We start from the raw sequence: 20,530 nt of genomic DNA on the forward strand, positions 1-20,530 counted from the left end.
ACGCTACCAGAGTTACCGTTACTTCCGGTAACACTAAATCTGACTGATCCGGACGGAGGAGCGATGGCCCGATCGTTGAAGGTCGCCGACCGGGAGAAGACCGCCGAACGGCTGCTCAACTCCTCGGCCGACAAGTTCTACGACCCCGAGGTGGACATCGACTGGGCGGCGCCGCTGGCTTCGGACAAGTTCTTCATCCCGCAGCACCGCAGTTCGCTGTACGGCACGGCGTTGTGGGACGGCCTGACCGAGGCGCAGCGCATCGAGCTCACCAAGCACGAGGTGGCCAGTGTGGCCAGCGTCGGCCTGTGGTTCGAGGTGCTGCTGATGCAGATGCTGGTCAAAGCCGTCTACAACGCCGATCCCACCACGAGGCACGCACAGTACGCCCTCACCGAGGTCGCCGACGAGTGCCGGCACTCGACGATGTTCGCCCGCATGGTCGAGCGCATCGGCTGCCCGGCCTACGGGCCGCGCCGCTACGTGCACCGGCTGGGCAAGCTGCTGCCGGTCATCGGCTACGGGCCGGCGATGTACGGCTCCATCCTCATCGCCGAGGAGGTGCTGGACCGGATGCAGCGCGAGGCCATGCAGGACGAGTCGGTGCAGCCGCTGGTCCGCATGGTCAACCGGATCCACGTGCTGGAGGAGGCCCGACATGTCCGGTTCGCCCGTGAAGAGGTCGTTCGCGGCATGGAAGGCATGGGGCGTACCGAGTTGGCGTACCAGCGTGAGCTGATCGCGTTGGTCGGCTTCTTCATCTGCCGCAGCATCATCAACCCGCGTGTGTACGCCAGCGTCGGCATCGACCCCAAGGTCGGTGAGCAAGCCGCGCTGCACAACCCGCAGTACCGGGACACCCTTCACTGGGCCGGCGAGCGGATCATGAGTTTCCTCGACGAGGTCGGTCTCGTCGGCAACCCGGGGATGTCGTTGTGGCGCAAGTCGTTCCTCGTTCGGTGACGCCGTGGGACACGGCCGCCCGCGGCCGGTTCGTCACCTCGGACGGCACTGCCCTGCACGTGGTCGACGAGGGGCCGGCGGACTCTCCGGTGACCGTTGTCCTGGTGCACGCCTGGACTTTGGACCACACGTCCTGGGACCGCGTCGCTTCGACGCTGTCCCGGACGGTTCGGGTGCTCCGCTACGACCACCGTGGGCACGGCGGTTCGTCGCCCGCTCCTTTCGGCACGGCCACGATCGATCAGCTGGCTTCCGACCTGTCGGAGTTGATCGCTGACCGGGTTCCGTCCGGGCCGCTGGTGCTGGCCGGGCACTCCATCGGCGGCATGACCCTGATGGCGTTGGCCGAGCGAAACCCGGAGTTGGTGGCCTCTCGCGTCACCGGAGTGGCTTTCGTGGCAACGTCGTCCGGCGGCTTGGACACGTTGACGCTCGGGCTGCCGGGGCCGCTGGCCCGCGTTGTCATGCGAGGCGAGCGCTTCGTGAACTCCCGGCTGGCCCGGGTGGAGCACCGCGCGCTGCTGGCCAAGCCTCGCTTGGCCGAGCCCGGCCTGCGGTGGCTCCTGTTCGGCCGTCGACCCCGCCGTGAGGACGTCGCCGCGGCCGCCGAGCAGGTCGCCCGGGTGCATCCGGCCTCCATGGTCGGCTTCCGGGCGTCGTTGAGCGACCACGCTCGCCGGGCCGCTTTGGCCGTGTACAAGGACATTCCCGCCGTCGTGCTGGCCGGCGGCGCCGACCGCCTCACCCCGCCCGCCCATTCCCGTTTGATCGCCGCCGAGCTGCCGTCATCGGAGCTGGTGATCTATCCCGGGGCCGGGCACATGCTGCCGTTCGAACGCGGTCTGGAAGTGACCGCCCGGATCGGAGGACTCGCATGATCGCCGACCGTGAGCGCACCGCCGAGCGCCTGCTCAAGTCGTCCGCCCACCGCTCGTACGATCCGGACGTCGACATCGACTGGGCCGCGGACCTGTTGCCCGACAAGTACTTCCTGCCCGCCCACCGGTCCTCTTTGTACGGAACTCCCTTGTGGGACGGCCTTTCCTTCGAGCAGCAGATCGAGCTCACCCGCCATGAGCTGGCCAGCATCGCCAGTGTCGGCATCTGGTTCGAGGTGATCCTGATGGAGCTCCTCGTCCGCCACTCCTACAACGCGGATCCGTTGACGCGGCACACCCAGTACGCCCTCACCGAGGTGGCCGACGAGTGCCGGCATTCGGTGATGTTCGCCCGTCTCATCGAGAAGGTCGGCTGTCCCGCCTATGGCCCCGGCCAGACCGCCCTGCGCCTGGGGCGCCTGTTCAAGACGATCGCCTTCGGCCCCTCCATGTTCGCCGGCATCCTCGTCGCCGAGGAGATCACCGACGCCCTCCAGCGCGAGTCCATGAACGATGCCTCCGTGCAGCCGCTGGTCCGCATGGTCAACCGCATCCATGTCATCGAGGAGGCCCGGCACGTCCGCTACGCCCGTGAGGAGGTCCTCCGCGACACTCCCGGGTTGTCCCGCGCCGCTTTGGCCTATCACCGCTTCATGCTTGCCCGCACCGCGTACGTCGTCACCCGCTCCTTGATCCACCCCCGCGTCTACAAGGCCGTCGGCCTCGATCCGTACGAGGCTCGCCGCGTCGCCCTGGCCAATCCCCACTACCAGGAAACGGTGCGCTGGGCCGGCTCCAAGCTGGTCTCGTTCCTCGACGAGAACAACCTCATCGCCGGCCCCAGCCGCAAGCTCTGGCAGGCGGTACACCTGGTCTGACCAGCCATTTCCCGGCCATCCACAGCCCCCGAGTTATCCACAGGCGCCGGCTTTCCAAGATCTCCGTCCGCCCCTTCGCGGTAGAATGGAGCCGGGGTCGCCCCCTGGGTTGGGTCGGGGGCTGTGCCTGGTCAGCCGATCGCCTGGTGGTAGGTCTGACCGCCGCTCAGGCCGAGCAGCCGGGCGACGGGCCGCTTCGACAGCGCCGTGGCGATCAGGTCGCCGATGCGAGGGGACAAGGCCTCGCCGAGCAGCAGGGAATTGGCCCGGCGGGGCATGACCACCCGGCGCTTCCCGCGGCGCACCGCGTCGACGACCCCGCGGGCGACGTCCTCGGCGGACAGCGGGGTCATGTAGCGGAAGGGCGGCGGCAGTTCGTCCGGGGTGGCGTCGCGCAGCAGGTCGGTGGCGGTGAGGGCGGGGTGGATCACCGAGACCCGGATGCCGCTGCCGGCGAGCTCCTGGCGAAGGCTGTCGGAGAAGGCGGAGACGCCGTGCATGACGATGGCGTAAGACCCAAACCGCGCAAAGGTCTTACGGCCCATCACCGAGGACATGTTGACGACGGTTGCGTCCGGCCGGAGCACCGGCAGCGCCCGCCTGGTCACGTCGATCATGCCGAACAGGCTGGCCCGCAACGTGTCCCGGACGTCGTCGGGGAAGGTCGGCGAGTCGATCCGGCCGACCTTGCCGATGCCGGCGTTGTTGACCAGCACGTCGATCCCGCCGAACCGGTCGGTGGCGGCGTCGACCAAGGCCGCCACGGCCTCGGGGGAGGTGACGTCGGTCGGCACGGCCAGCACCTCCGCGCCGAGCGCGTGGATCTCGCGCTCGACCTGGGCCAATCGCTCGGCCGACCGCGCGGCGAGCACGACTCGGGCTCCCTCGTGGGCGAAGGCGAGCGCCACCGCTCGGCCGATGCCGCGAGAAGCGCCGGTCACAAGGACGACTTTGTCGGTGAAGGACGGCATGATGACTCCTTGGTGTAGATACAACATTGGGGTGGGCGGAGAGGTCGGGTGGCGGGCGGGGTGCGGGTCCAGCATGTGCGGGGTCTGGTGGGCGGCGGATCGGAGGAGTGGGACGGGGTGGAAGCGCCGGCGTCCGGTGGTGACTAAGCGCCCGGGGCGTAGCCGAGGCCGGCGGCGATGTCCCGGATCGCCTGCGCGCCGGCTGGGCCGAGCAGGTCCGAGGCCTCGCGCTGGGCCCGTCGCCAGGCGGGCATGACGGCCTTGATCTTGGTGTGGCCGGCGGGGGTGAGGGCGACCTCTCGGATGCCCTTGGCGTCGGATGACACGGCCTGGATCCAGCCGTGGTTGAGCAACAGGTTGAGGTTGCGGCTGACCGTCGACCGCTCCAGCTGCAGGATCTCGCCGAGCATGGACGGCGGGCACGGGCCGGCCTTGCCCAGCGCGGCCAGCAGGTTGACCTGGGCGATGGTCAGGCCGGAACCGCTGAGCGCCCCGTCGTAGAGGCCGGTCAGGGCGCGGCCGATGAGCCGGACTCGAACGGCCAGGCAATCGTCGACGATCTCATCGACAGCGGAGGTGCTCACCGCATCAGTGTTGTACCTACAACAAGGCGCTGTCAACTACCCGCCGGTGCCGAGTGGGTGAGGCCCGGGTTGAGACCGGTGCCGGGGTGTCGGCGGCCGGTGGTTGAGCTCAGTGCCGCAACGCTCAGTGCTGCAAGGGGAAGCCGCCGCCGATGCCGCGCCAGGCCAGGGTTGAGATCAGCGCGACGGCGTCCTCCTTGGACACCCGTCGGTCGGTGTCGAGCCAGAAACGGGCGGTGACCTGCGACAGACCGGTCAGGCCGACGGCGAGCAGGCGGGCGCGGTCACGGTCGAGGGCGGCGTCGGCCATGATCGTCTCGGTGATGGCGTCCACGCTGGCGGAGGTGGCGCGCTCGATGGCCTGCTGCACGGCGGGCTCGCCACGCAGGTCGGACTCGAAGACCATGCGGTAGGCCTGGCCCTCGTTGTCGACGAAGTCGTAGAAGGCGCTGACCGCGGCCATCACCCGCTGCTTGTTGTCGGTGGTGGACTCCATGGCGGAGCGCACGGACGCGACGAGGGCGTCGACGTGGCTCTCCAACAGGGCGAGGTAGAGCTCGAGCTTGCCGGGGAAGTGCTGGTACAGCACGGGCTTGCTGACACCGGCCCGCTCGGCGATCTCGTCCATGGCGGCGGCGTGGTAGCCGTTCGCCACGAACACGTCCTGCGCGGCGGCCAGCAGCTGGGCGCGCCGTGCCGACCTGGGCAGCCGCACACCACGCCCGATGCCCTGTTGTGCCGTCTCCGTCATCTCGCCTCCCGCCAGCGTCGCCCACCCTGATCGAGTCAGATCGGCGGGTGACCAAACCTTACTCGCCGGTAGCGGCCTGTGGTGAGCTCCCTGGGGCCGGATATGTACAGAAGGTGTCGTAACTTCGCTCATCCGGTGAACAGCAGGCATCATGGACGGATGACGACCGTATCCGCGGCCGCGCCTCTCGGAGCCGGCATCCCGCTGACCCAGCCCGCGCGCCCACGGACGCAGGCGTTGACCACCGTGCCCCTGTCCAAGGCCCCGCTGCCCCCGCTCGACCTGTCGATCCCGCCGTGGCCGGGCCAGCAGATGACCTCGAACGACGTCACCCTGCACGTCCGGCGCACCCCGAGCCCGAGCCCGACCGCCCCGACGGCGGTCTTCGTGCACGGCCTCGGCGGCTCGTCGACCAACTGGACGGACCTGATGGGCCAGCTGTCCGGCCAGGTCAACGGCATCGCCATGGACCTGCCGGGTTTCGGCCGCACGCCGCCGCCGGCCGGCTACGACTTCAGCATGACCACGCACACCGACACCGTGGTCCGCTTCCTTGACGGCCTCGACGGCCCGGTCCACCTGTTCGGCAACTCGATGGGCGGCCTGATCTCGCTGGCCGTCGCGGCCCAGCGGCCGGATCTGGTGCGCTCGCTGACCCTGGTCTCGCCGGCGGTCCCGGACCTACGCCCCGATCCGCGGCGCTGCGCCAACCCGATGATGCCGCTGGCCTTCGTCCCGTTCATCGGGGCCCGCGTGCGCCGGCGGCTGGCCGAGCTGACGCCCCGCGAGCAGTCGATGCAGATCCTGCGCCTGTGCTTCGCCCGGCCCTCGGTCATCCCGGAGAACCGCATCGAGGAAGGCGTGCGCGAGACGATCGAGCGCAACGGCAACGCCTACTACAAGTCGGCCCTGGCGGCGACCACGATCGGGTTGATTCGATCTTGGTTGGCCCCGGCCCACCGGTCGATGTGGCGGGTGGTGCCCAAGGTCACGGCCCCCTCGCTGGTGGTGTGGGGCACCCAGGACCGACTGGTCAGCGTGCGCAAGGCGCCACGGACCGCTCAGCTGCTGCAACAAGGCCGCCTGCTGGTCCTGCCCCGGGTCGGACACTGTGCCCAGATCGAACGTCCGGTCACGGTGGCCAGGGCCGTGCTGGGCATGTGGGAGGCCGTTGACCGGGGCCGGTGGTGAGCCGAGCCTGCGTGGCGGGCCGTCACGGATATGGCACTCTGAGTCCGTGACTCGGACGACACAGGAAGGCCGTGGCAGCGAGGGCAGCCCCGCGAAGCCCAGCAACGTGTCGCCGATCCGTCCGGCGGTGACCCGCCGTCCGTCCGAGGAGCGCTACAGCAGCGGCGGCCGCCGCACCGCGGCCCAGCCGCTGGCGGCCAAGTGGCGGCCGCAGCCCGACGACAAGGCCGAGCCCGGCCGGGGCAAGCCGCGCAAGGGTGTAAAGGGCTTCGCCGCGACGTACGGCTGGCGGGTGTACGCGCTGCCGGTGCTGGTCGTCGTGACGGCGCTGGTGGTGTTCAACGTGACCCGCGCGCCGGCCCCGGACACCAGCGGTGTCGACGGCCTGGCCGCGCAGAACACGGTCACGGCGACCTCCGGCCCGCCGGCCGCCACGGAGAACTCCGCCGTCCCGGTCGACCCCAAGACCGGCACCGCGGTGCTGCCACAGGGCGAGAACTTCCCGCAGGCCGGCAGCGGCACCTGGCACCTGGTGCCGGGCAGCGGCCAGAAGGTCGGCAACGGGACGAAGCTCTACCACTACGCGATCGCCGTCGAGGACGGCATCGACCAGGCCGCCTACGGCGGCGACGACGCGTTCGCCAAGACGGTGGAGAACATCCTGTCCGATCCGCGCAGCTGGGTCGGCGGCGGCAAGATCTCGTTGCAGCGGGTCGGGCCGGAGTTCAAGAACCCGGACTTCGTGATCAGCCTGACCACGCCCAACACCGACCACCGGCCGGACATGTGCGGCTACCAGATCCAGTACGAGGCGTCCTGCTGGAACCCGAACTACGAGCGCGTCGTGATCAACCTGGCCCGCTGGATCCGGGGCGCGATGGCGTTCAACGGCGACATCGGCCTGTACCGCGAGTACGCCATCAACCACGAGGTCGGGCACGTGTTCGGCAACCCGCACGTCGGCTGCGGCAGCGACGGCGGGCTGGCGCCGGTGATGATGCAGCAGACCTTCGGCGTCTCCGACGACTACGTGTGGCAGCTCAACCAGGCCGACCCGTCCAACAAGACGGCGGTGAGCAAGGACGGCAAGGTGTGCCGGCCCAACGCCTGGCCCAATCCCCAGGGCACGCCGGGCGGCCAGCCCGGCCAGTGACCTGTCCAACCAGTGGGACGGGTTTCCCACCGGGAAGACAGTGGGGCAGGCTGGACGTTGAAGTGGGGGCAGGATGAATTCCCCTGCGTCGAGGAGGAGCAGATGCCGCTTCCGCCGCTCGTTGAGCCAGCCGCGGAGCTGACCAAACAAGAGGTCGAGCGCTACAGCCGCCACCTGATCATCCCGGATGTCGGGGTGGACGGGCAGAAGCGGCTGAAGAACGCCAAGGTGCTGGTGGTCGGCGCCGGCGGCCTCGGCAGCCCGGCGCTGCTGTACCTGGCCGCCGCCGGTGTCGGCACGCTGGGCATCGTGGAGTTCGACGTCGTCGACGAGTCCAACCTGCAGCGGCAGGTGATCCACGGGCAGTCCGACGTCGGACGGCCCAAGGCCGAGTCGGCCCGCGACTCGATCGCCGAGATCAACCCGTTCGTCAAGGTCAACCTGCACCAGACGCACCTGAACTCGGAGAACGCGCTCGACATCTTCCGCGACTACGACCTGATCCTGGACGGCACCGACAACTTCGCCACCAGGTACCTGGTCAACGACGCCGCGGTGCTGCTGGGCAAGCCCTACGTGTGGGGCTCGATCTTCCGGTTCGAGGGCCAGGTCAGCGTCTTCTGGGACGACGCGCCCAACGGCCAGGGGCTGAACTACCGCGACCTCTACCCGGAGCCGCCGCCTCCCGGCATGGTTCCCTCCTGCGCGGAGGGTGGCGTGCTGGGCGTGCTGTGCGCGTCCATCGGCTCGGTCATGGTGACCGAGGCGATCAAGCTGCTCACCGGCATCGGTGAGCCGCTGCTTGGCCGCCTCATGGTGTACGACGCGCTGGAGATGACCTACCGCACGATCAAGATCCGCAAGGATCCGGAGACCAAGCCGATCACCGAGCTGATCGACTACGAGGCGTTCTGCGGTGTCGTGTCCGACGACGCCCGGTCCGCCGCCGCCGGTCACACCATCACGCCGCTCGAGCTCAAGCAGAAGATCGACGCGGGTGACGACTTCCTGCTGGTCGACGTGCGGGAGCCGCACGAGTACGAGATCGTCAGGATCCCGGGCTCGGTGCTGATCCCCAAGGACCGGATCCTGTCCGGCGCGGCGTTCGCCGAGCTGCCGCAGGACAAGCCGCTGGTGCTGCACTGCAAGTCCGGCGCCCGGTCCGCGGAGGCGCTGGCCGCGCTGCACCAGGCCGGCTTCAAGGACGCCGTGCACGTCGGCGGTGGCGTGCTCGCGTGGGCCCGTGAGGTCGACCCGAGCCTGCCGACTTACTGACGGTAATGGCCGTGAAGGGGCTTTCCCGCACTCCGAGTGCGGGAAAGCCCCCTTCACGCCTTCAAAGACACCGCGAGGCCCCGCCGATGCTTTGCCCGGTTGGCGGATTTCGGCCGCCGCCAACCGACGCAACCACCCAGTTCGGCTGATGCGGCGGCCGAAATCCGGCAAGGGCAAGGCATCGGCCCCACAGGGGCCGAGCTCCGCGCGGCACGCGCGGCGAAAAGCACAGCGGTCCCCCAATTTCGGTGCCGTACAAGGTAGCGTCGCCGATTGTGACGACCTCCCCGCAGCCTCCCCCGCCGCACGTGTGCGCGGCCTTCGGCGCGCGGGGCAGCGAGCCGGAGCTGATCGACGGCGGCCCGATCTGGCGCTGTGGCGACGCGGCGATCCGCCCGGCGCCCAACCCGGCGGAAGCGGCCTGGGTGGCGCAGACGCTGGACGCGATCACCGTGGACAACCTGCGGCTGGGCCGACCGCTGCGCTCGACGGACGGCCGCTGGGTCGTCGGCGGCTGGTCGGCCACCCGTTACCTGTCCGGCCGCGCCGAGCCCCGGCACGACGAGGTGGTTGCGGTCTCGGTGCGTCTGCACGGGGCCACCGACACCCTGAAGCGGCCGCGTTTTCTCGAAGCCCGCAAGGACGTCTTCGCCACCGCCGACCGCGCCGCCTGGGGCGAGGAACTGGTCGAGCTGGACCGCGACAAGGGCGGCCGCCTGTTCGAGCTGGTCACGGCGTCCCGGGTGCCGATCGGGCTGAAGTCCCAGGTGGTGCACGGCGACCTGTTCGGCAACGTGCTGTTCGACGGCAAGGCGGCGCCGGCGCTGATCGACTTCAACCCGTTCTGGCGGCCGCCGGAGTGGGCCGCGGCGGTGATCGTGGTCGACGCGCTGGCCTGGGGCGGCGCCGACGAGGGCATCCTCAAGCGCTGGGCGCACCTGGCGGAATGGTCGCAGGCCCTGGTCCGGGCGCTGCTGTTCCGGCTGGCCGTACACGCGCTGCACCCGCGCTCGACGCTCCAGTCGCTGCGCGGCCTTGAGCGGGCGACCACGCAGATCCTGGATCTGGTCTGACGCGCACCAGGTTTTGACCTGCGGTGGGAGCACCACGTAACTCGTGTGCAACGTAGGTGACCCGGCGGGGTCACGGATCTTGCACAGCATTGCCACCATGACGCGGACACTGGTCGTGATCGGCAACGGGATGGTCGGACACCACCTCGTGCGCACGCTCACCGAGCGCGGCGGCGACTGGCGGATCGTCGTGCTGGCCGAGGAGCCGCGTCCGGCCTACGACCGGGTGGCGCTGTCCTCCTACGTGGACGGCTGGGACGCCGACAAGCTCGCGCTGGCCCCGGTCGACGTGGAGACCCGGCTCGGCGACAAGGTCGTCGAGATCGACCGCGCGGCCCGCAAGGTCGTCACCGAGCAGGGCTTCGTCCAGGACTACGACGCCATGGTGCTGGCCACCGGCTCGTACCCGTTCGTGCCGCCGGTGCCCGGCCACGACGGCGCCAACTGCTACGTCTACCGCACGATCGAGGACCTGGACGCGATCCGCGCCCATAGTGGTGCGGGCAGTGGCGTGAACGGTGTGGTCATCGGTGGCGGCCTGCTCGGGCTGGAAGCCGCGAATGCCTTACGGCTCATGGGAGTTCGGCCGCAGGTGGTCGAGCTGGCTCCTCGCCTGATGCCGTTGCAGGTGGACGAGGGTGGCGGCGCGCTGCTGCGCCGGGAAATCCTTCGCCTCGGCCTCGATGTCCACTGTGGAGTGTCGGTCTCCTCGGTCGGTGACGACAAGGTCGTGCTCTCCGACGGCAGCGAACTTCCCGCCGACATCGTGGTTTTCTCGGCCGGCGTGCGGCCGCGTGACGATCTCGCCCGCAAGTTCGGGCTCGAGGTCGGCGAGCGCGGCGGCATCGTCGTCGACTCGGCCTGCCGCACCTCGGACGAGTCGATCTACGCCATCGGCGAGTGCGCCTGCATCGACGGCCGGGTGTACGGCCTCGTCGCCCCCGGCTACTCGATGGCCGAGGTCGTCGCCGACCGGCTTTCCGGTGGCAGCAAGGAGTTCCCGGGCGCCGACACCTCGACCAAGCTCAAGCTTCTCGGCGTCGACGTGGCGAGCTTCGGCGACGCGCACGCGGCATCGCCGGGTGCGCTCGAGGTCGTGCACAACGACCCGGTTTCCGGCTCGTACAAGAAGATCGTCGTCTCCGACGACGCACAGACGCTGCTCGGCGGCGTGCTCGTCGGCGACGCCAGCTCGTACGCCACGCTGCGCGCCTACGTCGGCCGCCCGCTGCCGGCCGACCCCGGCTCGCTGATCGCGCCGGCCGGCGTCACCAACACCGCGCTGCCCGACGACGCCCAGGTCTGCTCCTGCCACGCCGTGACGAAGGCCGACATCGTTGCGGCGATCGGCACCGGCTGCGCCGACGTGCCGTCGCTCAAGACGTGCACCAAGGCCGGCACCGGCTGCGGGTCCTGCGTGCCGACGCTCAAGCAGCTGCTGACCAGCTGCGGTGTCGAGCAGTCCAAGGCCCTGTGCGAGCACTTCAGCCAGTCACGGGCCGAGCTGTTCGAGGTCATCCACGCCACCGGCATCCGCACGTTCAGCGCCCTGATCGCCGAGCACGGACGCGGCGACGGCTGCGACCTGTGCAAGCCGACGGTGGCCTCCATCCTGGCCTCGCTCAACAGCGGGCACGTGCTCGAGGGCGAGCAGGCCGCGCTCCAGGACACCAACGACCACTTCCTGGCCAACCTCCAGCGCAACGGCACCTACTCGGTGGTGCCGCGCATCCCCGGCGGCGAGATCACCCCGGAGAAGCTGATGGTGATCGCCGAGGTGGCCCAGGACTTCGGGCTCTACACGAAGATCACCGGTGGCCAGCGCATCGACCTGTTCGGCGCGACCGTGGACCAGCTGCCGCTGATCTGGCGCCGCCTGGTCGACGCCGGCTTCGAGTCCGGCCACGCGTACGGAAAGGCCCTGCGCACGGTCAAGTCCTGCGTCGGCAGCACGTGGTGCCGCTACGGCGTGCAGGACTCGGTCGGGCTGGCCATCGACCTGGAGCTGCGCTACCGCGGCCTGCGCTCGCCGCACAAGCTCAAGGCCGGCGTCTCCGGCTGCGCCCGCGAGTGCGCCGAGGCGCGGAGCAAGGACTTCGGCGTGATCGCCACCGAGCAGGGCTGGAACCTGTACGTGGGCGGCAACGGCGGCTTCACGCCCCGGCACGCCGACCTGCTCGTGTCCGATGTGGACACCGAGACGCTGATCGCCACCATCGACCGGTTCCTGATGTTCTACGTGCGCACCGCCGACCGGTTGCAGCGCACGTCGGCGTGGATCGAGGCCATGGAGGGCGGCCTCGACCACCTGCGCGACGTGATCGTGCACGACAGCCTCGGCATCGCCGCCGACCTGGAGTCGGCCATGCACGCGCACGTGCGCGACTACGCCGACGAGTGGCGCGGCGTGCTGGAGGACCCGGTGAAGCTGGCGCGCTTCAGCTCGTTCGTCAACGCGCCCGGCACGCCCGACCCGACGATCTCTTTCCGCGAGGAGCGCGGCCAGCGCGTCCCCGTTCAGCTGGGAATTCCGGAGGTGATGGCCCGATGACCGCCGTACAGGAACGCACCTGGACCACCGTGTGCCGCGTCGAGGACCTGCTGGTCGGAAGGGGCGTCGCGGCCCTGCTGCCGGCCGGCGACCAGGTCGCGGTGTTCCGCACGCGGGACGGGCTACACGTATTGTCCAACCATGACCCGTTCAGCTGCGCCGCCGTCCTCTCCCGGGGCATCGTCGGCGACCGTGGCGGCGTGCCGGTTGTCGTCTCGCCCGTCTACAAGCAGGCGTTCGAGCTGGCCACCGGCCGCTGCGTCGACGATGCCGATGTCGCCGTCGCCACTTACCCGGTCGAGGTGTGGGACGGGTACGTCCGGGTGGGCTCACCGTGACTGAGGTCGACCCGCTCGCCGGTTACACCATCGGCGTCACCGCCGCGAGACGGGCCGACGAACTGGCCGCGCTGCTGGTGCGGCGCGGCGCGTCCGTGCAGCACGCGCCGGCCATCCGTATCGTGCCGCTGTTGGACGACGCCCAGCTCAAGGTCAGCACCGAGCAGCTGATGGCCCAGCCGGTGGACATCGCCGTGATCACCACGGCGATCGGCTTCCGCGGCTGGATCGAGGCGGCCGACGGTTGGGGCCTGGGCGAGGACCTGATCAAGCACCTGGAGGGGGCCGACGTGCTGGCCCGCGGGCCGAAGGTGCGCGGTGCGGTGCGGGCGGCCGGGCTGACCGAGAAGTGGGCGCCCGAGTCGGAGAGCAACGCCGAGCTGCTGGACTACCTGCTGGACCACGGGGTCGCCGGCAAGCGGGTCGTGGTGCAGCTGCACGGCGAGCCGCTGCCCGACTTCGTCAACGCGCTGCGGGACGCCGGGGCCGACGTGACCGAGGTGTCGGTCTACCGGTGGACCGCGCCGGCCGACACCAACCCGTTGGACCGGCTGCTGGACGCCATCGTCGGACGGCAGGTGGACGCCCTGGTCTTCACCAGCGCGCCCGCTGTCGCCTCCACCCTGGCCCGGGCCAAGGCCACCGGCCGCCGCGAGGCGGTGGTTTCCGCGCTGCGCAACGACATTCTCGTCGCCTGCGTCGGCACGATCTGCGCCGGTCCATTCGCGCCGTACGACGTGCCCTGCGTGATCCCCGAGCGTGCCCGCATCGGCGCCCTGGCCCGGTCCGTCGCCGTCGAGCTGCCGGCCCGCGCCCAGCGAATTGTCTTTGAGAGCGCCGAGGTCCAGGTGCGGGGGCAGGCCGTGATCGTCAACGGCGACCTCCGGCCCATCGCCCCGGCGCCCATGGCCGTGCTGCGGGCGTTGGCCGAGCAGCCCGGGCATGTCGTGTCCCGGCAGCGGCTGATGAGCGTGCTGCAGCGGGACAACACGCCCGTGCAGGAGCATGCCGTCGAGACCGCCATCGGCCGGCTGCGGACCGCGCTGGGGCAGCCCAAGCTCGTGCAGACCGTGGTGAAACGCGGTTACCGGTTGGCCTTGGAGGCTTGATGACGTTGGTGCTGGCCGCTCACGGCACTCAGGATCCGGCCGGCGCCGTCGTTGTGGAGGAGATCGCTGACGCCGTTCGCCGGCGGCTGCCCGGTGTGCCCGTCGAGGTCGCCTACGTCGACGTCCGGTCGCCTTCGCTGACCGAGGTGCTTTCCCGTGTTTCCGGATCTGCTGTCGTGGTGCCGGCGTTCCTCGCCGCCGGCTATCACGTGCGGGTCGACGTGCCGGAACAGATCTTGTTGTCCGGGGCCGAGTCCGTCACCGTGACCCCGGCTCTGGGCCCTGATGACCTGGTCCTCGATGCCGTCTACGACCGCCTCGTCGCCGCCGGCTGGGAGCGCGGCGCCGGCGTGGTGTTGGCCGCCGCCGGCTCGTCGGATTCCCGGGCCATCGCCGACGTGCATCGCGCCGCTCGGCGGCTGTCGGTGTTGACCGGCGGCCTGGTCCAGGTCGGTTTCATCACCTCCGCCCAGCCTTCGGTGCCGGAGGCAGTCGCTTCGGCTGGTCCTCGGGTCGCCATCGCGTCGTGGCTGCTGGCTCCCGGCCTGTTCCACCAGCGGCTCGCCGATATGGGCGCTGACCTGGTGTCCGAGCCCATCGGCGCGCATCCCCGCCTGGTCGACCTGGTGGTCCGCCGGGCGTTGTCCGCCGGAATAGTTGACCTCTCAACCATGTTGGTGGCACAGTAAGCATTCCCCGGGCTCGAGGAGGCCCACCATGCCTGCTGTCACCGCCGACACCCTCACCCTGCCGCGGCTGCCCGAGCTGCCCGCCGCCACCATCGAGTGGCGGCCCGTGCTCAAGGTCGTCACCGCCGGCAAGTTCCTCGAGGGCGAGGGCTTCCAGGTCCGCCGGCCGTTCCCCAGCGCCGACATGGCGTTGGCCGATCCGTTCCTGCTGCTCGACCACATGGGGGCCGTCGAGTACGGGCCCGGCGAGGCCAAGGGCGCGCCGTGGCATCCGCACCGGGGGTTCGAGACCGTCACGTACATGATCGACGGCGTCTTCGAGCACGAGGACTCCACCGGCGGGGGCGGCATCATCACCGACGGCTCCACGCAGTGGATGACCGCCGGCGCCGGCGTGCTGCACAGCGAACTGCCGTCGCAGGAACTCATCGCCAAGGGTGGGCTTTTCCACGGCGTGCAGCTCTGGGTCAACCTGCCCCGGTCCGCCAAGTGGACCCCTCCCCGCTACCAGGACATCGGCGCCCGCGACGCCGCCCTCGTCGCGTCCACCGACGGCGGCGCGCTGGTCCGTGTCATCGCCGGTGACCTCGACGGGCACAAGGGTCCCGGAGACACCTACACCCCCATCGTCTACCTCCACGCCACCCTCGCCGCCGGCGCTCAGCTCGACATGCGGTGGCCCACCAACTTCAACGCCATGGTCTACGTGTTGTCCGGCCGTGGCACCGTCGGCCGCGAGGACCGGCCCATCGCCGAGGGCCAGCTCGCCGACTTCGGCTACGGCGAGGCGTTGACCCTCCGTGCCGCCTCGTCGCAGCCTTCCTCCGCCGCCAACGCCATGGACGTCCTCGTCCTCGGCGGCCGGCCGATCCGGGAGCCCGTGGCGCGGTACGGGCCGTTCGTGATGAACACCAAGGAGGAGATCTACCAGGCCATGGACGACTACCGGGCCGGCCGCCTGGCCACCGTGCAGCCCCAGCACCTCGCCCACCGCAGCGACGCCGACGACCTTTAGGCCAGTTCGGCGACGATCTCCTTCAGGGCGGCGGAACAGCGCTCGTCGTCCTCGGCGAAGCTGCTCGAGACCAGGACGTGCTGCTCGGTGATTCGGTACCAGAGCAACCCTTCCACCGGCAATTCCGTTACCACCAGCCGAAAAGGCCGGGCCGGTCGACCCAGCTCGGCCTCCCGAGCCCGGACGATGTCGCCGATTCGCTGGTTGGACGGCCGGGGCGGTTGGGGATGGTGATTGGCTCGTGGCCCGAGCACGTCGAGAGCGGCCTGGATCGCCGGGCGGTCGACGAGCGCCGGCGAGCCCGGCCATATCGGGAGCCTGAGGTGCTGGTCCCGCTGATTGTCCGAGCGGTCGCCGACGAAGGCCAGCACGTCCGCCCACCATCCCGGCCATTCCGCCGCGACTGCCGCCCGGTCGAGCTCGTCGGTGGTCGGGACCGGCGGGGTCAGCGGCGGGACCTCCGGCGCGGCCGGCACTGCCAACGCATCCCTTAGGTACAGGGCCAGCTGGACGACATAGCCGGTGCCCCAACTGACCTGCCAGGACTGGATTCCCCGGAACTGCACTGCCATCCCCCTGCCGGATTGCCACATGCGCTTCCTACTTGCGTCCCTGTGCCACATGGGAAGCGCATGTGGCAACAAGATCGTTCTGAGCAGCCCCCGATTCCAGCCTAGACCTCGAAGCTGGGAACGCCGGTCGGCGCGATCTTGGTCGCCCTCGCCGAACCGGCGTTCTCAGGTTGATCTGGTTGGATCGATTCGGGGGCAGCTTTTTCGTGCTCGCCGGCCAGCTCCGCCAGCAGCCGCAATCCGGGATCGGCCGGCAGGTACGAGGCATCTTCCTGCTCCACCTCGCGCTCCCACGGGGCGATGTCAGCGGGATCTTCCCCGCCAACAGCCAGCAGCACTTCGTCGTGACGAGCCCGGAAATAGAACAGCTCGCCGCACGGCAGCACACCCTCCAGCTGTACGGGCGCGGCACCGCACGTCATATCCACCTGCCAACCGGCCGCCCGCAGGGTCACCAGCGCGGCATCCCACCCCCGCTGGTGGGCCTCACCCCACGGCGTCACGGCCGGTGCCGCTCGACCGCGTCGGCGATCGCCGAATCGCCGCGTTCCCTGAGCCCGGCAACAACTCCGTCGATATCGGCGGCCGGGCGGTTCTGGCTGAGCTTGAGCTTGGCCTCCACACGGCTGATCGCCACCTCAACGCCGACGATCGCCCGCAGCTGCCCGGTCACGAATGCCGGAGGAGCGTCGTCGACGGTCCACGTCGACTCGTGCCGAGCGGTCAGCCGCCGCACGACATCCTCGACCCACTCGGGAGAATCGTGCACGGTGAGCGTCCCGTACACATGCGCGGTGATGTAGTTCCACGTCGGCACAACACGACCGTGCTCGGCCTTGCTGGCGTACCAGGCCGGCGAGACGTGGGCGTCGGGCCCGCGCACGATGACCAGAGCCTCGCCCAGCGCGGGACGCTGCCACTGATCGTTGTTACGGGCGACATGCCCCAACAACGCATGCCGATCCGGGTCGTAGACGAACGGCAGCAGCGTGGCGACGAGGCCGTCGGCGGTGGACGTGACCAGGTCGGCGGCCCCGTGATTGGCCAACAGCTCACGGACATCGTCAGCGGTGGCGGCGAAATGCTGGGGCACGTACATCAGAACAGTCCCAACTGCGGCTCGTCCGGCGGCTCGGGCACCGCCTCCTCCCAACGGTACTTCCGCAGGTCGACCCGGCCGTCAACGGACGGAACGCCCTCGGCTTCGAGCAGGCTGAGCTGCTCGTCGGCCAGGTGCGGCGCGCACGTCCCGTTGGCCCGCAACACCCGCTGCCACGGCAGGTCGTGCCCGTTCTGCAACACCCGACCGACCATCCGGGCCGACGGCGCCCGCGAGATGTCAGCAACATCGCCGTAGGTGGCGACCCGCCCGGCGGGAATCCGGGCGATCACCGCCCGCACCTGTTCGACGAGCACCGGGTCGAGGATCTCGGCATCCATCGGTCAAGCCTGGCAGAGGAACTCACGCAGCAGCGCACCGACTTCCTTCGGCTGCTCCAGATACAGCACGTGACCGCTGTCGACCGCACGCACGGTGAGGTCGTCGCCGAGCCGGTCGCGCAGCGCGGCCACGAGTTCCGGCGCCACGAAGTCCGCTTTGGTGGCGGGGAGCAGGAGCGTCCGCGTACTTGGTGGCGGCAGCACCGGCGGCCGGGACATCTCGCTCCACGCCGACACGGACATCGCCGGCAGGTACCGCCGCTGCCACTGACCGTCCGGCCGCTGCTCGAAATTGGCCGAGAGCTCCAGCTCGATCGCCTCGGCCGGCATCGCCGACCACATCTCGGCGAAATCGGTCCGCGCGGCGTCCATCGACGGCCAGAGTTCGGGTTCGCACTCCTCGACGGCGATCTCGAAACACCGCTCCGGCGCCAGCCCGGTGGACGGATCCAGCAGCGCCAGCTTCTCCACCCTTTCGGGTGCCCGAGCGGTCAGGTGCATCGCCGTCGCGCCGCCGTACGAATGCCCGACGAGCGGCACTCGGTCCAGGCCAAGGGTGTCCAGAACGTCCAGCACGTCGATGACGTTCTGGTCCAACGTCCACGGCGGCAGCTGCGTCGAATTGCCGTGACCGCGCAGATCCGGTGCCAGCACACGGAAATCGGGCAGCTCCTGCTCGGCCAGCAGCCGCCACCGGCCGCCGTGCCCGGTCAACCCGTGCAGAAACACGGCGGGCCTGCCGTCGGCAGGCCCGAACTCGTGGACGTGAAGTGTCATGGGCGGATTATGCGGTGCCAGGCTCTTTTCATCCCACCGATAAAGGGAGGGATGCGGGGCCACCGCCGATCCGCCGCCAGCTCGGCGGGGGCCCCGCAAATCGTGGTCAGCCGGTGAACTTGCCGATCACCTTGCTGAAGTCGTTGGCGTTCTGGGAGACACCCGAGCAGGTGTCACCGTCGCCGCCGGAGCCGCAGGCCCGGTCCCGGTTGGCCGACCAGTAGGTCAGCCGGGCCAGGTGGTTGGTCTGCGCGTAGGACAGGATGCTGTTGAAGTTGGCCAGGGTCACGGTCTCGCCGGCGTTGTCGGTCTTGCCGTTCATCGACGAGATGCCCAGGTGCGAGTAGGCCTGCGCGTCGGTCCAGCCGAACGCGCTCTTGAGCTGGCCCTTGAGACCCTCGGCCGCGGACTTGGTGTGCGCCCACATGTCGCCGCCGCTGCTGAAGTCGAACGGCATGATCGACCAGACGTCCACGTTCGCGCCGAGCGCCTTGCCCTGTTGGATCAGGCGCTGGCCGTCGGCGTCCGGACCGGAGGTGGTGGTGCCCATGGTCACCACGACCTTGAGGCCGGGATTGTTGGCCTTCACCGTCTTCAGCGCGCCGAGTACCCGGTCCTGCACCGAATGGGTGCTCATCTCGGTGGCCTCGATGTCGATGTCGATGGCCTTCAACGAGTACTGCGTGATCACCTTCTGGTAGGCCCCGGCCAGCGCCGACACGCTCGAGCAGTGCTCACCGAGCTTGTTGCCGCCCCAGCCGCCGAAGGAGACGATCACGTCCCCGCCGGCCTTGCGCACGGCGTTGATCGTGTTCGACGCGGCCGACGCCCCGCCGTCGAACACCGGCGTACAGCCACCGTTGGACAGCACGAAGGCGATGGTGAAGGCCTTCAGGCCGGTCGCCGACATGGTCGAGGCGACGTTGGGCTGCCAGCCCGCGCCCAGGTAGATGTACGGCGATGCGGTCACCGGGTTCACCGCGGCCGGCGACGCGTCGGCGACCGCGGTGGTCAGGGCCCCGGTGCCCACGAGGCCGGCGGTGAGCAGGGCCGCCAGGCCGCGTCGGGTCAGCTTCATCGACGTCCTCCGCAGGGTGAGTCAGGTCACTCCGGTGAAGCACTTCCCACACTGGACTAGACCAGTTGAAACCGTCAATAAGGTAGACGATCGGGATCGATTCAGGGCGTTTTTCTAGGCCGACCGGCCCAGTAGACGTTGCGCTGAATCGCCGTCTGGCGGCGGTTGCCCAATCTGGTCTATACCAATTGGGAACGCTCTCCCCGACCGCCGCGTGGTCCCTGCCCGCTCCTGGAGGTCCGTCATGCGCTTGCGTTCCCTGACCGTCGCCGCGATCGCACTCATGAGCGCATTCGTTGCGCCGGTCGCCACCACATCCGCATTCGCGGCACCACAGGCCGCCGGCTCGCCCATCCCGGTCGCGCCCTACGTCGACATGGGCGAGTGGCCGACACCCGTCCTGTCCACCATGGCGAAGTCCGGCAACCTCAAGGGCTTCACGCTCGGCTTCGTCACCTCGGCCGGCTGCAAGGCCAGCTGGTTCAACGCCTACGACCCACGAGCCGCCTGGCAGAGCAGCGAAATCGCCAAGATCCGCTCGGCCGGCGGTGACGTCAAGGTGTCCTTCGGCGGCGCCAGCGGCATCGAGCTGGCCCAGGCGTGCAGCAGCGTCAGCTCGCTGGCCGCCGAGTACAACGCCGTGATCAAGGCCTACGGCCTGAAGTACGTCGACTTCGACATCGAGGGCGCGGCGGTGGCCGACCCGACCTCGATCACCCGCCGCTCCCAGGCGCTGGCCCAGGTGCAGTCGGCCAACCCGGGCATCAAGATCTCGCTGACCCTGCCGGTGCTGCCGTCCGGCCTGGACACCAACGGCCTCAACGTGGTCAAGGCGGCCAAGAGCGCGGGCGTCAACCTCGACATGGTCAACATCATGGCGATGGACTACTACATGGGCTCGGCCAACCAGGGCGACCGCGCCGTCTCGGCGGCCAAGGCGACGCAGGCTCAGCTCAAGTCGCTGTACGGCCTGTCCGACGCGGCGGCGTGGAAGAAGGTCGGCCTCACCCCGATGCTGGGCGTGAACGACTCGCAGAACGAGATCTTCTACACCGCCGACGCGACCAAGGTGGTCAACTTCGCCAAGTCGGTGCACCTGGGCATGCTGTCGTTCTGGGAGGTCGGCCGGGACGCCAACGCCTGCACCGGCGCGCTCTACCGCTGCACCAACGTGCCGCAGTCGCCGTACCAGTTCTCCAAGATCTTCGCCGGGTACACCGGCTGACCGGGGACCCCGACTCACC

22 protein-coding genes are annotated in these 20,530 nt (G+C 69.7%); 13 read left to right on the forward strand and 9 right to left on the reverse strand.

Annotated features, from left to right (window positions below):
• The first annotated feature begins 63 nt into the window (after nucleotides 1-63).
• The 3 genes from M3Q35_RS39610 to M3Q35_RS39620 are packed head-to-tail and all read left to right on the forward strand — an operon-like array spanning nucleotide 64 to nucleotide 2,719.
• The gene (locus M3Q35_RS39610; protein WP_273937692.1) at nucleotides 64-963 is read left to right on the forward strand and encodes an AurF N-oxygenase family protein; all 900 of its coding nucleotides are present in this window, start codon (nucleotides 64-66) and stop codon (nucleotides 961-963) included.
• Entirely contained in the window at nucleotides 936-1,841 is a 906-nt protein-coding gene (locus tag M3Q35_RS39615) for an alpha/beta fold hydrolase (protein ID WP_273937694.1), read from the forward strand. The genes M3Q35_RS39610 and M3Q35_RS39615 overlap by 28 nt, the downstream gene beginning before the upstream one ends.
• On the forward strand, nucleotides 1,838-2,719 hold the full coding sequence (locus M3Q35_RS39620; RefSeq protein WP_273937695.1) for an AurF N-oxygenase family protein: 882 nt from the start codon (nucleotides 1,838-1,840) through the stop codon (nucleotides 2,717-2,719). The genes M3Q35_RS39615 and M3Q35_RS39620 overlap by 4 nt, the downstream gene beginning before the upstream one ends.
• Nucleotides 2,720-2,850: 131 nt before the next feature.
• On the opposite strand, the gene M3Q35_RS39625 is transcribed toward M3Q35_RS39620, so the two are convergent.
• The 3 genes from M3Q35_RS39625 to M3Q35_RS39635 form a co-directional block, all read right to left on the reverse strand.
• On the reverse strand, nucleotides 2,851-3,690 hold the full coding sequence (locus M3Q35_RS39625; RefSeq protein ID WP_273937696.1) for an SDR family NAD(P)-dependent oxidoreductase: 840 nt from the start codon (nucleotides 3,688-3,690) through the stop codon (nucleotides 2,851-2,853).
• Between the two features lie 143 nt (nucleotides 3,691-3,833).
• On the reverse strand, nucleotides 3,834-4,274 hold the full coding sequence (locus M3Q35_RS39630) for a MarR family winged helix-turn-helix transcriptional regulator (protein WP_273937697.1): 441 nt from the start codon (nucleotides 4,272-4,274) through the stop codon (nucleotides 3,834-3,836).
• 124 nt (nucleotides 4,275-4,398) lie between these two features.
• Nucleotides 4,399-5,025 carry a TetR/AcrR family transcriptional regulator gene (locus tag M3Q35_RS39635; RefSeq protein ID WP_273937698.1) on the reverse strand — a complete coding sequence of 209 codons (627 nt, stop codon included), beginning with the start codon at nucleotides 5,023-5,025 and terminating at the stop codon, nucleotides 4,399-4,401.
• A 159-nt stretch (nucleotides 5,026-5,184) separates the two neighbouring features.
• Between M3Q35_RS39635 and M3Q35_RS39640 the strand changes: the two genes are divergently transcribed.
• The 9 genes from M3Q35_RS39640 to M3Q35_RS39680 all read left to right on the forward strand — a co-directional run bounded on the left by M3Q35_RS39640 (nucleotide 5,185) and on the right by M3Q35_RS39680 (nucleotide 15,419).
• Entirely contained in the window at nucleotides 5,185-6,216 is a 1,032-nt protein-coding gene (locus tag M3Q35_RS39640) for an alpha/beta fold hydrolase (protein ID WP_273937699.1), read from the forward strand.
• A gap of 46 nt (nucleotides 6,217-6,262) precedes the next feature.
• The gene (locus M3Q35_RS39645; protein ID WP_273937700.1) at nucleotides 6,263-7,369 is read left to right on the forward strand and encodes a DUF3152 domain-containing protein; all 1,107 of its coding nucleotides are present in this window, start codon (nucleotides 6,263-6,265) and stop codon (nucleotides 7,367-7,369) included.
• Between the two features lie 102 nt (nucleotides 7,370-7,471).
• Nucleotides 7,472-8,644 (forward strand): adenylyltransferase/sulfurtransferase MoeZ, encoded by a 1,173-nt coding sequence (gene moeZ, locus M3Q35_RS39650; RefSeq protein WP_273937701.1) that lies wholly within the window; start codon nucleotides 7,472-7,474, stop codon nucleotides 8,642-8,644.
• 275 nt (nucleotides 8,645-8,919) lie between these two features.
• The gene (locus tag M3Q35_RS39655; protein WP_273937702.1) at nucleotides 8,920-9,717 is read left to right on the forward strand and encodes a TIGR02569 family protein; all 798 of its coding nucleotides are present in this window, start codon (nucleotides 8,920-8,922) and stop codon (nucleotides 9,715-9,717) included.
• A 97-nt stretch (nucleotides 9,718-9,814) separates the two neighbouring features.
• Complete coding sequence (gene nirB, locus M3Q35_RS39660) at nucleotides 9,815-12,268, forward strand: nitrite reductase large subunit NirB (RefSeq protein WP_273937703.1); 2,454 nt, start codon at nucleotides 9,815-9,817, stop codon at nucleotides 12,266-12,268.
• Entirely contained in the window at nucleotides 12,265-12,606 is a 342-nt protein-coding gene (gene nirD / locus M3Q35_RS39665; protein ID WP_273937704.1) for a nitrite reductase small subunit NirD, read from the forward strand. The genes nirB and nirD overlap by 4 nt, the downstream gene beginning before the upstream one ends.
• Nucleotides 12,603-13,715 (forward strand): uroporphyrinogen-III synthase, encoded by a 1,113-nt coding sequence (locus tag M3Q35_RS39670; protein WP_273937705.1) that lies wholly within the window; start codon nucleotides 12,603-12,605, stop codon nucleotides 13,713-13,715. The genes nirD and M3Q35_RS39670 overlap by 4 nt, the downstream gene beginning before the upstream one ends.
• Entirely contained in the window at nucleotides 13,715-14,404 is a 690-nt protein-coding gene (locus M3Q35_RS39675; protein ID WP_273937706.1) for a sirohydrochlorin chelatase, read from the forward strand. The genes M3Q35_RS39670 and M3Q35_RS39675 overlap by 1 nt, the downstream gene beginning before the upstream one ends.
• 28 nt (nucleotides 14,405-14,432) lie before the next feature.
• Nucleotides 14,433-15,419: a pirin family protein gene (locus M3Q35_RS39680; RefSeq protein ID WP_273937707.1), complete on the forward strand. Its 987-nt coding sequence runs from the start codon at nucleotides 14,433-14,435 to the stop codon at nucleotides 15,417-15,419.
• On the opposite strand, the gene M3Q35_RS39685 is transcribed toward M3Q35_RS39680, so the two are convergent.
• From M3Q35_RS39685 to M3Q35_RS39710, 6 genes are all read right to left on the reverse strand, one after another.
• Entirely contained in the window at nucleotides 15,416-15,985 is a 570-nt protein-coding gene (locus M3Q35_RS39685; protein WP_273937708.1) for a hypothetical protein, read from the reverse strand. The two genes, M3Q35_RS39680 and M3Q35_RS39685, sit on opposite strands and share 4 nt — an antisense overlap.
• A 107-nt stretch (nucleotides 15,986-16,092) precedes the next feature.
• Nucleotides 16,093-16,446 (reverse strand): hypothetical protein, encoded by a 354-nt coding sequence (locus M3Q35_RS39690; RefSeq protein ID WP_273937709.1) that lies wholly within the window; start codon nucleotides 16,444-16,446, stop codon nucleotides 16,093-16,095.
• Nucleotides 16,447-16,490: 44 nt separating this feature from the next.
• Nucleotides 16,491-17,090 (reverse strand): FMN-binding negative transcriptional regulator, encoded by a 600-nt coding sequence (locus M3Q35_RS39695; protein WP_273937710.1) that lies wholly within the window; start codon nucleotides 17,088-17,090, stop codon nucleotides 16,491-16,493.
• The gene (locus tag M3Q35_RS39700; RefSeq protein ID WP_273937711.1) at nucleotides 17,090-17,431 is read right to left on the reverse strand and encodes an MGMT family protein; all 342 of its coding nucleotides are present in this window, start codon (nucleotides 17,429-17,431) and stop codon (nucleotides 17,090-17,092) included. The genes M3Q35_RS39695 and M3Q35_RS39700 overlap by 1 nt, the downstream gene beginning before the upstream one ends.
• Before the next feature lie 3 nt (nucleotides 17,432-17,434).
• Nucleotides 17,435-18,208, reverse strand: coding sequence for an alpha/beta fold hydrolase (locus M3Q35_RS39705; RefSeq protein ID WP_273937712.1), 774 nt, complete (start codon nucleotides 18,206-18,208; stop codon nucleotides 17,435-17,437).
• Between the two features lie 106 nt (nucleotides 18,209-18,314).
• Nucleotides 18,315-19,286: a chitinase gene (locus tag M3Q35_RS39710; protein WP_273937713.1), complete on the reverse strand. Its 972-nt coding sequence runs from the start codon at nucleotides 19,284-19,286 to the stop codon at nucleotides 18,315-18,317.
• Between the two features lie 244 nt (nucleotides 19,287-19,530).
• Between M3Q35_RS39710 and M3Q35_RS39715 the strand changes: the two genes are divergently transcribed.
• Nucleotides 19,531-20,511 (forward strand): chitinase, encoded by a 981-nt coding sequence (locus M3Q35_RS39715; RefSeq protein ID WP_273937714.1) that lies wholly within the window; start codon nucleotides 19,531-19,533, stop codon nucleotides 20,509-20,511.
• Nucleotides 20,512-20,530 lie beyond the last annotated feature (19 nt).

It is taken from the genome of Kutzneria chonburiensis, assembly GCF_028622115.1.
GTDB lineage: Bacteria > Actinomycetota > Actinomycetes > Mycobacteriales > Pseudonocardiaceae > Kutzneria > Kutzneria chonburiensis.